The 16,396-nt window shown below is 55.4% G+C and carries 8 protein-coding genes; 3 read left to right on the top strand and 5 right to left on the bottom strand.

Annotated elements, in window-relative coordinates; translation table 11 throughout:
* Window positions 1-188: 188 nt before the first annotated feature.
* From JMJ16_RS25905 to JMJ16_RS25895, 3 genes are all read left to right on the top strand, one after another.
* The gene (locus JMJ16_RS25905; protein ID WP_201386275.1) at window positions 189-2,891 is read left to right on the top strand and encodes a DUF4012 domain-containing protein; all 2,703 of its coding nucleotides are present in this window, start codon (window positions 189-191) and stop codon (window positions 2,889-2,891) included.
* Window positions 2,892-3,123: 232 nt separating this feature from the next.
* Window positions 3,124-6,750 (top strand): AAA family ATPase, encoded by a 3,627-nt coding sequence (locus JMJ16_RS25900; protein ID WP_201386274.1) that lies wholly within the window; start codon window positions 3,124-3,126, stop codon window positions 6,748-6,750.
* Window positions 6,751-7,585: 835 nt separating this feature from the next.
* A complete protein-coding gene (locus tag JMJ16_RS25895) occupies window positions 7,586-7,756 on the top strand; it encodes a hypothetical protein (protein WP_201370897.1) in 171 nt (56 codons plus the stop codon).
* A 46-nt stretch (window positions 7,757-7,802) separates the two neighbouring features.
* On the opposite strand, the gene JMJ16_RS25890 is transcribed toward JMJ16_RS25895, so the two are convergent.
* The 5 genes from JMJ16_RS25890 to aceA form a co-directional block, all read right to left on the bottom strand.
* The gene (locus JMJ16_RS25890) at window positions 7,803-9,920 is read right to left on the bottom strand and encodes a GAF domain-containing sensor histidine kinase (RefSeq protein WP_201386269.1); all 2,118 of its coding nucleotides are present in this window, start codon (window positions 9,918-9,920) and stop codon (window positions 7,803-7,805) included.
* 122 nt (window positions 9,921-10,042) lie between these two features.
* Window positions 10,043-10,804 (bottom strand): SDR family NAD(P)-dependent oxidoreductase, encoded by a 762-nt coding sequence (locus JMJ16_RS25885; protein WP_201386267.1) that lies wholly within the window; start codon window positions 10,802-10,804, stop codon window positions 10,043-10,045.
* 183 nt (window positions 10,805-10,987) lie between these two features.
* A complete protein-coding gene (locus tag JMJ16_RS25880; protein ID WP_201386265.1) occupies window positions 10,988-12,922 on the bottom strand; it encodes a nitrilase-related carbon-nitrogen hydrolase in 1,935 nt (644 codons plus the stop codon).
* Between the two features lie 292 nt (window positions 12,923-13,214).
* A complete protein-coding gene (gene aceB / locus JMJ16_RS25875; RefSeq protein ID WP_201386263.1) occupies window positions 13,215-14,822 on the bottom strand; it encodes a malate synthase A in 1,608 nt (535 codons plus the stop codon).
* 267 nt (window positions 14,823-15,089) lie between these two features.
* Window positions 15,090-16,382: an isocitrate lyase gene (aceA, locus tag JMJ16_RS25870; RefSeq protein WP_201386261.1), complete on the bottom strand. Its 1,293-nt coding sequence runs from the start codon at window positions 16,380-16,382 to the stop codon at window positions 15,090-15,092.
* Window positions 16,383-16,396: the final 14 nt, after the last annotated feature.

Below are 16,396 nucleotides of genomic sequence, written 5' to 3'. Positions count from 1 at the left end.
CGGGGATAGAGAATAATGGCCTGGAAGGTGGGCAAATGCCCACCTTCCAGGCCATTATTCTCTATCCCTCCCCTCATACCAGGATAGAAGCCATTATCATGAAACGAGCAGGCAAATTGATACGTTATAGTTATGGCAAGGGATATCCATGCGTGCATACGTACAAAGAAAAGAGATGTGTGGCACACGTGAACGATAATGTAGATAAACAACCTGCCTTCGAGCAGAATGTAGCCGAAGCAAGCACCCGGCAAGTAACACCAGGTCAGATTGAGGCGAGTATCCCGATCACTCCTAATCAGCAGGAAGCCGAAGAAGGGGCTAATGCCATTTCCCTGACTGAGTATGCAAGCACTCCTATGCCTTCTCCCACCACTCCTATGCCCACTACGATGGCTCTAGCAGGCGAAGACACCGTTCCTGAAACGTCAGTGTCCTCCAGTCCTACAGAGGTAGGCACACAACAGTCACAGGAGACGGAGCTAAATCCATTGGATGCTCCAACCGAAGCGCAGCCTATCAGTGACTCAACGCTACCAGCAACCGAGGAAGCCACAGCGACTGACGTGATGCCTGAAAGTCCTTCCGCCTCTAAAGAAGATACTTCAGAAGATACTTCCAATGCCACAGAGAAGGCAGCAACCACGTCTGGGGAACCTGTAGCCGCCGCTGCCACCACTCCATTGTCACCTCTTAAGCCACAAGTATGGGCAGCGAGGCTTCACCTATCGATATTTCAGAGCCTGACCCGGCATCAGAAGCTCTCTCTGGGCCTGCGTCTCTTGCTGGTCTTCAGCATCCTCACCCCCCTGGCTGGCGGAATCGTTTATGGCCTCAGTGGCCTCTCGACATACAATGCCCTGCATACACACGCCAACCAGGGCATTCAGCATCTGCAAAACGTCAAGAGCCTGCTTTCAGGTTCGACCTCGCAGAATCCCGCTCAGAAGACACCCAACCTGCTCAATCCGCAGCGAATCCAGCAAGCGCAGGAGGAGATCAATGCCGCACGCATGGACTTTACCTCGGCCCAACACATTCTCGATGACTCATCGCTGGTTCACCTGGTAGAGGCAAACTTCTCATCCTATCAGCAACAAATTGTTGCCGCACGCCAGGCGCTACGCATCGGCATTGAGGCGACCTATGTCGGCAATGATGCCCTGACACTTGTCAGCAAGCTCGCGCCCAAATTGCATACGCCACTCCTGGGAAACACCAAAGATCCGCTCTTTACCTCTACAGATATTACACAAATTCAGCAGACGCTCAACCAGCTTCAACCGCGCATCGACCGTATCGCGACAGAGGCACAACAATTACAGATCAGCGCGCTCCCCCTAAGCGATAAGCAACGCGCCCAGGCCCAGCAATACCTACAAATGCTCCCTCAATTGAAGCAGGGCTTCTCACTCCTTGAAAGCCTGGCAGGCGTTGCTAACTGGCTACTTGGCGTCAACACGCCACGGACCTTTCTCCTGCAAACGATGGATCGAGGCGAGTTACGCGCAACCGGTGGTTTCAATGGACAGTATGCCGAGGTAACCGTTACGGGTGGGCGTGTCTCGCCTATTACACTGAAGGATATCGGCCTGCTTGAGTATGCGCCAGATACCCCCACCAGCGGTCAGCCAGCGCCCGAAGCCTATCGCTCCTGGTGGCCATTCGATAACTGGGGCATTCGCGACGCCAATCTCTCCGCGGACTTTCCCACCTCGGCGAAGATCATCACGAATTTGTATCATACCGAGGTCAAACGCGATATCGATGGCGTCATTATGTTCTCGCCTTTTATGATTCAGCGCGTACTCGCCGTCACGGGTCCCCTGACCATTAGCGAGTATAACGAGACCGTCACCTCGCAAAATCTAGAGGAACGCCTGCATTACTACCAGCTTGATAACGCGGGCATTCGGCGCAGCGAGCTTATCGAGCACGTTGAAGATCCTGCCCAGGCGCGTAAGCTCTTCACCAGTCGCGTCGAAAAAGCCCTGATGCAGCGCATCCAGAACGCCCCTGTCAACGATCTCTTACAACTGGCAACCATGTTTCTCCATAGCCTGCAAACCAAGGATCTAGAGGTCTACCTGGGTAATCCACAGGCCCAGGCTCTTCTTAGTCGCTATGGCTATGCCGCGGAGGTCGACCGCGCCACAACCCACGATGGACTCTACATCGTGCAGGAAAACGTGAGTGCCAGCAAGGCCTCGCAATTTACACGCAGTATCTTTAAGGACACGGTGTCCCTCGACGCTCAAGGCGGGGCAACCCATGTCCTCCAGTTTCGCCTAACCTATAACCAGATCAATTCTGTTTATGGGCTGGATACGCTACGCGATTATGTGCGCATCTATGTCCCCCCCACCGCTAAACTGCTGAGTGGCGATGGCTTCTATACCAACGATCCTCTCTGTGGCGGAGGCTTTGGCACCTGCCCCAGAGATGGCATTTATTCCCAACAAGAGCTGATCTGCCCGCCGGGACAATACGAGGCGGGAGCGAGCGCGCCTATGCTCAATGACCCCTATTATCACCAGTGGCATCCCTTAAACAAGATTGGCGAGCCATCCAGTTCTCAGAGTGATGAACCAGGGCGCGCGATGTTCGCGGGCTACCTCGTGGTGCCGAAAAACTGTACGCTGACGGCGACCGTCTCCTGGTATGTTCTCCCGATGGGAACGGCTCCCTACCAGCTTCTCATCCAGCGGCAGAGTGGCACCTTCCCCGAATGGGATCTCTCGCTCCTGCCACCCACGGGAAACTGCGCGAGCCTCTCCTCAGCAGGCACCTACTTCAATGGCACGCTTACGCAGGATCAGAGCTTCCAACTCAAGTCCCCGCAGCAGGCCCTGGCACACGACAGCAATTGTTATCCTGGTCCAGGCGTGTAGAAGGGAATGTGGTGTGCTGGCAAGAGGCGAAGCCTGCCCCTAGCACATCACATTCTTTTGGAACATTTTGACGGGGCTTTTTTGCTATTGCCTCTCTGGAATGAATATGCTATCTTATACTGTACAAATAGCATGAGCTTGGTGCGATGGAACACCCTGAAATACTTTTCCTGTTTTGTAGCCACTCAACGTTTAAAATGTTTTACGGGAAGCTTGTGGAAGAGAAGTATCTATGGAACAGCCAGCGATCCTAACAATTATTCGATCTGACACACATTACCGCTTTCGTCTTGATCTTCCCGATGGCCAGGCGTCCATGGGACAGGAGATCAGCGTCGATCTGAGTCTGGAGACACGTGAACGACTTCGCCGTATGCTGCAAGCCGTCGCACAGTCTGCGCAGACGTCAGGTCTGGCTGAGGGGAAACGCTCCTCCAATACACTCCATGATGTGCAACTCGTTCTTGGTCGCTTCCTCTTCGATTCGCTTCTCCCGCCATCTTTACAAGAAGCGCTCCGCAATCTAACGACTCCGCTGCTTCTCAAAACCAATACCCCGGACATTCCCTGGGAATTACTTTTTGACCAGAGTCAGAAGCCAGGACGCTATCTCTGCCAATCTCTAAGCATTGGACGTACCTCCCATACGTATCAGGAACGTGATCTTGCTCAACCTGGTGCATATGTAGAACGCCAGGCACGCAAACAGGGGAAACGCGAGAGCCAGCAAGTCTCTGTGCTCTTTCTGGTCAATCCTACGGGCGAATTTAGTGGCGCGGAAGAGGAGGTCGCGACCCTCTGCACCACCCTTCCCGAGACAGTCTCGCGCAGTATCCTCTACCGCCAGCAGGCCAATCAATTGGAACTGCGTATGCGCGCCGCGACAGAGAATCCCCTGATCATTCACTACGCAGGCGCTCTACCGTTGATGAGTGGTCACGAGCCAGTCCTGGCCCTGGCGGGCAATTCACGCCTGGATGCCGATACGATTGAACACCTTTCGCTCTCCCTCTCAAAGCGCCCCCTGATCTTTCTGAGCTATTACGAGGACGAGCGCCAGACACGCATCGGCACCAATGCTCTCAACCAGCAAGAACGCGATGAGCATACCGAGCGCCTGGCCAATCGCTTTTTGTCATCGGGTGCCGGTGCCGTTATTGCTATACGTTGGCCGGTAAACCCCTTGCGTGCACGCGACTTTATGGCGCTGCTCTATCAGGATATTGCTGATGGCGTGACCCTGGGCGAGGCCCTGCGTCGCACACGCCAGGCCATCTCCCAGCAATATAGCAACGATACGACCTGGGCCTCCTTCCTCCTGTATGGTGATCCCACGCAACGCCTGGTCACGACTTCGCTCGCGACAAAGGATAGACCGCTGGAACCACAATTCGACGCATTGGATGATAGTCAGATTATGTCGCCAATCCTTCCGTCTGCTAGCACGCCGGATCGCCGCTTCCTGCGCGCCGTTCTCGAAATTGCCTTGAGCGAGGCTCGGCGTATGCATAAAGACTACCTGGGTACCCCCCATCTCTTTATCGCCCTGACCAAGCTCGATGGTGGCTGTACTCAGGATGCCTTGCGCACGCTCAATTTCTCACCCAAACAGGTGCGCGATGTCATCCGCCTGGCCCTGGGTTCAGGCAAGGCTAGCATCGACACCCCCATCCTGCCTACCCGCCGCTGTAAAGAGATCTTGCAAACAGCTGAGCGCAACGCGGTCACGGCAGGCTCGTCCCTGGTCGATGAGCGCGCCATTGCGCAGGCCGTTCTAGGCGAAGGCGACGGTGTAACGCATGAGCTACTCACCAAGCTGGGCATCAATCCTACACAACTAGTTGAGCTGATTGTCCAGAGCGATGCCCATGCTTTGCTGGAACTTGTTCCCTCGGCAGGCGCCAATCCAGAGGCCGTGCCAGAGGAAATTCCCGGCGTACTGGGAGCGGATGGAGGCGCCAAGAGCGGCAACTCCGTGCTTGAGCGCCTGGGACGCGACTTGACGAAGCAGGCATCCAGCGATCAGTTGACGCCACTCATTGGGCGTGATAAAGAAATTCGCCTGCTCATGCAGACGCTGATGCTCAAGGATCGCAATAATCCCATCCTCATCGGCGATTCCGGCGTTGGCAAAACAACCATCGTGTATGGGCTGGCCCAACGCATTGTCGAAGGCCATGTTCCCGCCGAGCTACGAGGGAAACGACTCATCGAACTCTCAGCCAGTTCCCTGGTCGCTGGCACCAAGTATCGCGGCGAGTTTGAAGAACGGCTGCTAAAGGTACTGGAAGAGGCGGAGACAAGCGGGAATATTATCCTGTTTATCGACGAGATGCATATGCTGATCGGCACCGGGCGCGCCGCTGACGGCAGTATCGATGCCGCAGGCATCCTCAAGCCAGCCCTGGCAGGTGGACGCTTGCGCTGTATTGGCGCCACCACGCCTCAAGAGTATCGCATGATTGAGAAGGATGCCGCGATGGAGCGCCGCCTGCGCCCCATCCTGGTCGAGGAGCCATCGCCAGAAGATGCGCTCACTATCCTCCAAGGTATGCGCTCCCTCTATGAGGAGCATCATCATACGAGCATTACCGATGAGGCTCTCCAGGCCGCGGTTCACCTCTCGGTCCAGTATCTGCCCAATCTGCGCCTGCCAGATAAAGCCTGTAGCGTGCTCGACGAGGCTTGCTCGCAGGCCCGCATCTTCTGGATGGAGCAAAAGCAGCAAGACGAAGTCGATGACCTCGAAGATAATGGCGACGACTTTCAGGCCAGGCCTGTTATTACCGCACCCATGATTGCGGAGGTTATCTCTTATCGCACCGGTATCCCTGTGCAGGCCCCTGGACGCGAGGAACGCGACCGCTTACTGAGCCTGGATACGCGCCTCAAAGAGCGCGTCATTGGCCAGGATGAGGCGGTGAATCGCGTGACACAGGCCATCCAGGTCGCACGTGCTGGCCTGAAGCCACGCCATCGCCCGGCTGGCGTCTTCCTCTTCCTGGGTCCCACCGGCGTCGGTAAGACAGAGCTGGCACGCGCCCTGGCCGCCGAGGTCTTTGGCTCCGATGATCACCTGATTCGCGTCGATATGTCGGAGTATATGGAGAAACACGCGGTCTCGCGCATGATTGGGGCCCCTCCAGGGTATGTCGGCTACGACCAGGAGGGGCAACTAACCGGCAAGCTACGCCGTCGCCCCCATTGTGTTGTCCTACTTGACGAGGTAGAGAAGGCCCATCCCGAGGTCTTTGATCTCTTCCTCCAGGTCTTTGACGCTGGACGCCTGACGGACGCCCAGGGCCATACCGTCGACGCCCAGCACGCCATCTGGATCATGACTTCTAACGTCGGAACGGATATGCTAGGACGCTCTATGCCCAGTGGCTTCCGCGCGCACTCACGCGAAAATAACGAGCAGATGCAGCGCGAACAGCTTATGGAACGGCTACGTCAAACGTTCCGTCCCGAGTTTCTCAACCGCATCGATGACGTGGTCATCTTCCATCCGCTGGATAAGAGCCAGGCTCGCTCCATCACAGGGCTGCAAATGAACGAGCTGGCCGCACGCCTGCTTGAGCAGGGGCTGATCCTGCACGCGGACGAGAGCGCCATCGATCTCCTCTGCAAGGAGGGCTTCAGCCAGACCCAGGGAGCGCGCCCCCTGCGCCGCGTGATTGAAAAGCTGCTTACTGTTCCGCTCAGCCTGCGCATCCTGCTGGCGAACCTCCCCCAGAACTGTGAGGTTCACGTTAAAGCCATCGATGATAAGCTCGACATAGAGATGCGCGAGCCATCCTCACACCTTGCCGAACCCGACGCCAGCGAAATCGAGGCGGACGCAGAACTGACATCATAGTTGAAATGGTGAAAGGGTGGAGGCTGGTGGCCGCAGGTTGCCAGCCTCCACCCTTTCACCATTTCAACTATCGCCGCACTTTGCTAGTCATATGTACCAGGAGCAAGCAAAAAAATGGAGAGGCGACCGAAATTTCAGTCGCCTCTCCCTGGGTCACAAAGGGAAACCATGTCGCTCTGTCTCACGGAGCCAGGCGTTTGGAAGGATAAAATCTGGAGTGGTGGCGATGATGAATGAAAAATTTGTCTGGAGCAAGACAACGCACATGTACAGGCGGCTCAACAGAGTGTAAGAGGAGCCTGGCTCAACTCTCTATCTCTGGAGCAACGCTTTCAACAGTGTTCGGGCCATAGCTCAACAGATCAGGCTGGCACCCCATTCATCACCGCTCACCACTATCTATAGTATACCTATCCCCACTTCCATCGCCCTTTGTTTCCTGTTTGCCTTCTGGCAAAAATGTCTTTACAAGCAAAAGCGGCTTAAGAAGCCTTCTCACCTGACTTCTTCTACTATGTCTTAGCACGAAAACGCGCCCCCAAAGCCCTTTCTTCTCTATGTCTTATGTAAGAAAAGGGGTATGTTGTTGTGGTAGGTTGGGCAAAGCCCGACCTACCACAACAACATACGTTACTCTGAATTCAAATTGGGTAAGGGGCATGGAAATGGGAGGTGCGCAGATGCGCACCTCCCATTTCCATGCCCCTTACTTGTGAGCGCCGCAGGCGCGAATTTGTGATATGATAGGGAGCAGGTTGAGAAACATACTTCCCAGAAGACATAAACGCTTCTGTTCTCTGCAATATACCAATGCCGCAAGGAGGTCTTCCATTTTATGAAAGCCGTTAAAACACACGTGGGTCGCTGCGATACTTGTGGCGAGCCTGCCGCCTATGCCCAGCTCCTCTCAGGAGGTCGCCGCTTCCTCTTCTGTGAGGAACACGTCCCGCCCCTGGTCAAGAAACAGGCCGAGGCCGCAAGCAAGCAAGAGGGAACCACGAAATAAGAAAGCGCTCATGCTGAGCCTGCATCCTATCCCACAGCTCTCGTTTTTAGGCCATGGGTAGCTGGACCGTAAATGTCGACCCTTCTCCTGGGATCCCGCTGCTCGTAATCCAGATTTTCCCGCCCATGGCTTCTATCAACCGCCTGGAGATATATAAGCCCAGCCCCGATCCCCGCACTGGACTATTCACATCCCCCTCTAAACGATAGAATCGCTGAAAGACAAGCTCCTGATCCTCTGGCGCGATTCCCTTCCCTCTATCAGTCACATCGATACGCACCACAGCCCCTGGCGCCTGGTAGGTCGAGGCAGAAAAGTAAAGTGGTGTCCCTGGCTCCGAATATTTTAATGCATTGACGCACACGTTGAGCAAGACCTGGCGCAAGCGCATTGGATCAGCCTGCACCGAGAGATCATCGGCCACCTGTACATGCAATTCCCGCTTCTCCCTGGTGAGATTCGGTTCAATCATCAGGATTACGCTCTCAAAAGCCTCAGAGACAGAGACGCGCTTGAGCAAGGCTGGTCGAATAATTACATCCCGTTCCAGGCGACTCGCATCCATGACATTCGATAAAAGCATCGTCAGTTCATCGCATCCACGACGCGCCTTCTCCAGGAAATCCGCACGCTCCTCAGGAGGAAGCACATCACCATATTGCACAATAAGCTCAATATAGCCCTGAACGGCGGTCAAGGGAGTACGTAGTTCGTGAGAAGCTGTCATCATAAACTGGTCCTTCATCTGGTCCAGTTCTTGCAGACGCCTGTGTGCATTACGCAAGCGCTCATACAGGCGGGCATTAGTGAAGGCCACCGCAGCCTGCTCACTAAAATCCTGGGCGTGTGGCAAATCAAAGACGGAGAAAGCGCGTCGCTGACGACCAGCCGACTGCCTTCGAGCGAAGACCAGCAAACCAATCGGCTCCCCTTCTGCCATCATCGGCACCAGGATGGCGGAGTTCACTCCGCATTGCCAGAGTGCATTGCGCAACACCCCTTTCTGCGCACTACCGCAAGCCGCCTTGTCTGGGGAGCTGACATCCGAACGAGTAGGCGATAGTTTACAAACGGAGACGGCATCGGCTCTCTCCAGGTGCACTAACCGGGCTTGGAGATCAAAAAAGGTCTGCCCATCTGGCTCCTGCACGCTCAGCTCGGGCCAGGTAGTGGAGGGAGCCACTCTCTCCTGCTCTTTATCCCAACAGGTCAGAGGCGCAAGTTTCTCACGCTTCTCATCGGGCAAATAAAAGATAGTATAGTCAGCGTCGAGGGCATGCCCGCCTTCATCACAAATCAACTGGTTCATTTCTCCCAGCTCAATGGCGGCCGCGTTCAAACGTGTCGCGATATTTGCCAGAGCCTGGGCGAAGACCTGGCGCTCATGTGCTTCCTCATATAAGCGGGCATATTCTAGAAAGGTCGCCAACTGCTCAGCATAGAGGCGCAGAAGCGAGGCTTCACTCATGCTCAAAGTGCTCCCCGAGCAGCGGGCCACCCCAAGCGCCCCTAGCTTCTTGCCATGATAGAGCAGGGGAAAAAAGGTGATCAGCGAGACGTGTTGCTCGCGCATCCAGGTATCAAATTGAGCCACCCCTTGTATATGCCAGTTAATCGTTGTTTCCTCGCCTGCCTGACAAATGGAGGTAAGCTTATTTGGCTCGCGCGAACGCCAGCTAAGTAGGGTTGATGTAGAGGAGACAGCATGAATGAGTAGCGATTGTGCAGAAGATGCGCCTTCCCCTGGTTCCTCCAGTGTCAGTAACACGACAGCATCATACCCTAAAATAGTCGAGAGCTGGCGCACCGCCTCTTCATGCAGGCGCGCCCTATCTAACACATCCACCAGAGGATTCACCAGCATGCGCAAAAGATTAATTTCATTTTGTTGCTGCTTATGAGAACGCCAGAAGGTCTGATTCTGCCGCAAGGTAACCAGTGAACGAGCCAGCGCCAGGGCCGAAAGGAGGCTCACCAGGAAGAGTAAAAGGCCCGTCCACACATCGCTGGTCGCCATCTCTCGATACACAAGCAATCCAAGTAGTAGCACAATACACAGGTAGAGCAGGATGCTTAGCACCACACTCCACCCTATTGTGCCGCCAGTATAGAAGGCCAGGCGCATTCTTTTATTCAGTATTCGCTCGTTTTTATGCTGTCCCATACCAATCCTACCCATTGAGCCAGACACGCTCCACACTCATCATTGAGGGGTGATACAACACTCCTACCACCTTTTCGTTATACCTTGCGAGAGAAACACTCCTACGCCCAGCGTCAGTCAGACTAAAAATAGTTTGAGGAGATCCCACCATCCACCATCAACCAGGTCCCGGTCGTCCAGGCAGATTCATCGGAGGCCAGGTACAAGGCCATATAGACAATATCCTTTGGATCACCAAAGCGCCCCATCGGGATACGATTGAGCCGCGTATTACGCGCCTCCTCGCTGGTCCAGAGATGACGAAGCAACTCGGTCTCTATCGGGCCGGGACAGATGGCGTTACAGCGAATGCCCTGGCGACCGTACTGTACTGCTAGCGACTTGGTCAGGCCCAGCAGACCACCTTTAGAGATAGTATAAGCATCCTGGGGGACCGTACACCCCAGAAAAACGACCAGCGAGGCAATATTGATGATCGATCCCCTACCCTGCTCGAGCATATGTGGAATAGCGTAGCGTGAGCAGAGATAGGCACTCTTGAGATTGACATCCATGACCTTCTGCCACAGGGCATCGGTGATCTGCTCCAAACCCTCATCCTCTGGCGGCATCACCCCCGCATTATTATAGAGTACATCGATATGCCCAAACGCCTCTATGACCTGAGCCACCATGCCTTTCACCGCCTCTTCGCTCGAGACATCGGCACGACAGAAGAGGGCTTTTCCACCAGCCTGGCGAATCTCAGCCGCTGCCTGCTCGCCCCTGTCATCAATATCAACCAGGGCGACGCTTGCCCCTTCCCTGGCAAAAATCTCAGCCGCCAGCTTGCCCATGCCACTCGCTGCTCCTGTAATGATCGCAACCTTGTCAGCCAGACGCATATGCTTCCTTTCATATGGTGCCAATTAATTGTAGGGTCCATGCTGGCATGGACTCTTCGCCCGCAGGTTGATACCCAGCCGCTGGAGAGATCGCTGCGCTCGCAGTCCATGCCAGCATGGACCCTACACGCTCTTTTGTCTTCATTGACAGGCATTGATACATATGCCCCGAAGCACAACAGGCTATGACTGCCGCTCTTTCACAATGTCCAGGTACCAGTAGGGTTGGCGCTTACGTAGCATTGGCTTGGCGCGCACGACGTTCCCGGGAATAGAATCCAGGATATTATAAGCCAGCTCGCCCGTCAACGAGCCCGCCATATCGCCGGGAGCATAGTCAAGCATATGAGTGGTACGCCGCCCTGTGCGCTGCTCACGCGTATCAATGGTCATCATCATCAAGCCTGGTTCATCTTCATCGGCGACGACCTCATTGGTATAGTTTGGCGAAAACACGCCACTCATACCATTAGCCTGCCCACCCACGCACTCCTGGCTCCAGTTCGCCAGGGCGAGATACACATTATGCTCGGCGGCACGTACCCGCCAGAGCAGGTGATGAAGCTGACTCCCATCCTCATCCATAAAGAAACTAAACGACGTGCGCGCTCCAGGGGTCGCCGCGACGGGTACAGGAGCCGGAAAATCGAGGAAAGCGGGGGCGCAGACGAGATCGGTTCCCATCCCTGCCAGCACACGTAAGGTTTCCGGAAAAAGCACATCATATCCTGTTGCCAGCCCGATGCGGCCGCTGGGCGTATCAAATGTCGAGAGACCGAGATTGCCCGGCGAGGCCCAGAGCCGGTCCCGCTGTGTAAGATGTAGTTTGCGATACGTTCCATAGATGCCGTGAGGATCAAGCAACAGAATCGTGTTGTAGTAGTTCCCCTGTGCATGCTCGGCGACCCCAAGCACCATGCTCACTTGAAGCTCCTGCGCCAGGGCGACCAGCGCATCCGTTTCGGGACCCGGAACACGAATGGCCTGTGTACGTATGTGGTTCGCGAACTCCTTCGCGGGATTTTGCGTTGCTGGATGCAGCAATACAGGGCCAGGAAGCACCAATTCAGGGAGCACCAAAATATCGGGACAGGCGGGGGCATTATCACGAATACACATGCGCACCAGGTTTTGCAACGTCTCAAGCGTGGTCGACGCCTGAGAGGCCGCGAAGGAGCTCAGGCCTAGTTGGAGGAAACCCACACATGATAACTGCCCCTGAGGTAGCTCCCCAAGTTCATACAGGCTATGATAACGCAAGGGTTCCCACAGGTATTGATTGTTGACAAGCGAGATATATTCGCGTGGACGGCGATCCTGGAGGCGGTTCCCGTACACCTCCTGCTCGCTTCCCCAGCGCTTCTCGCGACTATGCGCCAGGTCCACCTCACCATAGAGAATACCTGATCCAGTCTCCAGCGCAGCTTGAATTGAACCATCTGGATTTAGCAGGCAACTTCCACCATAAAAATGCATGCCACGCTCATTACCCTCGCGATTCGCTACCAGCAGGTAGATGCCGTTTTCAAAGGCCCGCGCCATCCACCAGTTCGTGGGATGCTGTTCCAGCGCCCAGTTCGTTGGGCAGACAAGAACATCTACCTCCTGTAAGGCGGCGAGGCGCGCCGTCTCAAAGTAAGTGGCATCCAGGCCAATCATAGCGCCCAGGCGCCCAAGTGGTGTCTCCCATACAGGCACCCCCCCATCGCCATCACGCGCCCAACGAGGTTCTGACATATATGAATGCATTTTGCGATAAGTCCCCACGGGGCCATCAGGGCCGAGAAGAACCATAGCGTTATAATACACCTGTGTGAGCGTGTCCACCTCCGGCATGCCCAGAGCAATATAGCATTGATAACGCGAGGCTAAGGCCTGAAAGCGGTGGGTCGTTGGTCCGGGAATGGGCTCCACATAGGGGGCGATCTCCGCGCGCGTTGTCCAGCAATAACCGGTTGTACACATCTCTGGGAGGACGATAAGGCGCGCACCATGCTGAGCAGCCTCTTCAACGAGAGCGAGCAAATCCGCAACGTTTTTCTCTTTCTCGCCCAGAGATGGCGCATACTGAATAGCAGCGACACGATAACTCGTAGGGGATGCAAAGCGAGTGCTCATGTGGATGGACTCCTGCCTGGCTTGTAAGACTGGAAAGGGTGTTAGAGTATGTTCTCAAGTGTGAAGCAGTCACCCTGAATATAGTTTGTAGTATTATAGCACTTCGCTCCCTTGAGGGGATACCTTTTTTCGCGCCTGCAGCGCTCAAGTATGAATGTATGGCTGGTGTGAGAGTGGGCAGTAGCCCACTCTCACACCAGCCATACTCGAAGAAAAAACCTGAAATCAATTATTGATAGTATCGGATAGTATCGGATACTATAGGACAATATCAGACAGTATCGCGGCTCGCTTAGCCGAGGTACTGGTATGCGGGAAGGGTCAGAAACTCGACAAACTGGTCATCTGAGACGAGTTGATTGAGAATTTCAGCGGCGGGGGCGAACTTACGCGTCGCGTAGCGCTCTTCGCCCAGGGCGTCCTTCAACTTCTGGAGCTCTTCCTCGCGGAGTTGGTGGTATAGCTCCAGCGTCACCTTGCGTCCATCCTCCAATACACCTTTGGGATGGCGAATCCATTGCCAGATCTGCGCCCTGGAGATCTCAACGGTAGCTGCGTCCTCCATCAGGTTATTGATGGGGACACACCCCAGGCCACGCAGCCACGACTCCAGGTACTGCAGACTTACGCTGATATTATTGCGTAGCCCCGCCTCGGTAATCGTGCCTTCAGGCACCTTGAGCAGGTCGGCGGCGCCAACCTGCACGTCCTCGCGCTTACGCACAATCTGATTGGGGCTCTTCATAACGGCGTCGAACTCTGCCAAGGCGATTGGCACCAGGCCAGGATGGGCCACCCAGGTTCCATCATGTCCATCGGTCGCCTCGCGGCGCTTATCGCTACGCACTCGCTCCATGGCCTCCTCATTGGCCTGTGGATCGCCCTTAATGGGAATCTGGGCGGCCATCCCGCCAATTGCGGGTGCGCTACGGCGATGGCAGGTCGCGATGGTCAATAAGGCGTATGAACGCATAAAATGCGTCGTCATCGTGACCTTAGCCCGGTCGGGAAAGATAAAGGCTGGATGGTTGCGAAACTTCTTGATCGCGCTAAAGATATAGTCCCAGCGGCCACAATTCAGACCAGCCGAGTGCTCGCGTAGTTCGTAGAGGATCTCGTCCATCTCAAAGGTCGCCAGGATGGTCTCGATCAGGACCGTGGCTTTAATTGCCCCCTGAGGAATTCCCAGTTCGCGCTGGGCCAGGACAAAGATATCGTTCCAGAGCCGCGCCTCCAGGTGACTCTCCATCTTCGGCAGGTAGAAGTAGGGACCAGAGCCACGCTGCAGGAGCTCCCGCGCATTATGGTAGAGGTACAAGGCAAAATCAAAGATGCCGCCCGAGACAGGCTTTCCATCAACCTGCACATGCTTCTCATCCAGGTGCCAGCCACGAGGCCTGACCAGCAGAACTGCCGTTTGCTCGTTCAGTTTATAGACCTTGCCTTCGGGACTGGTAAAGGTAATAGTGCGCCGGATCGCGTCGCGCAGGTTGATCTGGCCCTGAATCGTGGCCTCCCAGGTGGGCGAGTGCGCATCCTCAAAGTCTGCCATAAACATGCGCGCACCCGAGTTTAAGGCGTTGATTACCATCTTACGCTCAACGGGACCGGTAATCTCGACCCGGCGATCCTGAAGGTCATGCGGCAGGGGAGCAATCGTCCAATTGCCCTTGCGTACCGTCTCCGTCTCGGACATGAAATCTGGTAACTTGCCCGCATGGATCTCGGCCTGGCGTGTCACGCGACGCTGTAATAATTCTTGCCGTCGCGCCTCAAAGGCTCGTGAGAGGAGGGCAACGAATTTCAGGGCCTCTGGCGTCACGATTTCCGCGAATTCAGCGGTCACGGGAGCCAGCACCTGAATACCTTCAGCATATGATGTATGAAGAGAATGAGCCATGATCAGGCACTGCCTTTCTTATTCTTTCTCGCGCCTGCGGCGCTTGCAGGAGTAAGTGGTGTGTTGGGCCATAGCGGCCTGCGGCCGCCATGGCCCAACACACCACTTACCAGGTAAAAGGTGCGTAGCCACACCACCTCAGTAGCCGCGTACGCCAGTAGCGGGCCCCCTGCACCATACCACATACTACTTCTCCGAAAACCCTGAGCGCGAAGCGCTAGACACGCCAGTGGCGTTGGGTTTCGGAATAAGATCATAGCACTTTGTTTAGTGAAACTGAGCCTCTTCCGTGGAGCCCGTAAGCGCCGTAGTAGAGGACGCACCGCCCGCGATGACCTGAGTAACTTCATCGAAGTAGCCCGTGCCAACCTCATGTTGGTGCTTGGTAGCAGTATACCCTACTTTTTCTAGAGCGAACTCTGCCTGCTGCAAGCGAGAGTAGGCGGTCATACCCTCTTCGCGATAGCCACGTGCCAGGTCAAACATGCTGTAATTAAGCGCGTGGAAACCCGCCAGGGTGATGAACTGGAAGGCATAGCCAAGTGAGCCTAAATGCTTCTGGAACTCCGCGATCTGGGTTTCGCTCAGATTTTTACGCCAGTTAAACGAGGGCGAGCAGTTATAGGCCAGGAGTTTCCCAGGGAAGCGTGCATGAATCTCAGCGGCAAAGCGCTCGGCCTCCCCCATATCTGGGGATGAGGTCTCACACCAGATGAGATCACAATAGGGAGCATAGGAGAGACCACGCGCAATCGCTGCTTCAATGCCACTGCGGACTCGGAAGAAGCCCTCGGGCGTGCGCTCACCCGTCAAGAACGGCCGATCAGCCTCATCAATATCTGAGGTAATCAACTGCGCTCCGTTAGCGTCGGTACGCGCAATCAGCACGGTTGGCACACCCATGACATCTGCGGCAAAACGCGCCGCTACCAGGTTCTTCACCGCAGAAGCGGTTGGTATGAGGACCTTACCGCCTAAATGCCCGCATTTCTTCTCTGAAGCAAGCTGGTCTTCGAAGTGGACGCCAGCCGCGCCAGCCTCGATCATGGCCTTCATCAACTCAAAGACGTTTAAGGGGCCACCAAAACCAGCCTCGGCATCGGCGACAATGGGAGCGAACCAGTAGATATCCCCTTTCCCCTCAGAGTGCTGAATCTGGTCGGCGCGCTGTAGGGCCTGATTGATGCGCTTCACGACCTGCGGCACACTATTGGCCGGATAGAGACTCTGATCTGGATACATATGCCCCGCCAGGTTTGCATCCGCGGCAACCTGCCAGCCACTTAGATAGATAGCCTTCAATCCAGCGCGCACCTGTTGGACAGCCTGATTACCGGTCAACGCACCAAGCGCAGGCACAAAGGGCTCGCTGCGCAGCAGCGTCCAGAGGCGTTTGGCACCCATGCGAGCCAGTGTATATTCAATATGTACCGAGCCACGTAAACGCAAGACATCTTCCGCCAGATAGGGTCGCTCGACGCCCCGCCAGCGAGTCTCACCCTGCCAGGCCATCTGCAAATCGCGCGCATTCCCGTTTTCTGCATGCTGACTGCTCATCATGATCTGTTCTTCTC

The organism is Ktedonobacter sp. SOSP1-52, assembly GCF_016587395.1.
The sequence above is the reverse complement of the archived record's forward strand: the minus strand, read 5'-3'. Positions and strand labels throughout refer to the sequence as shown.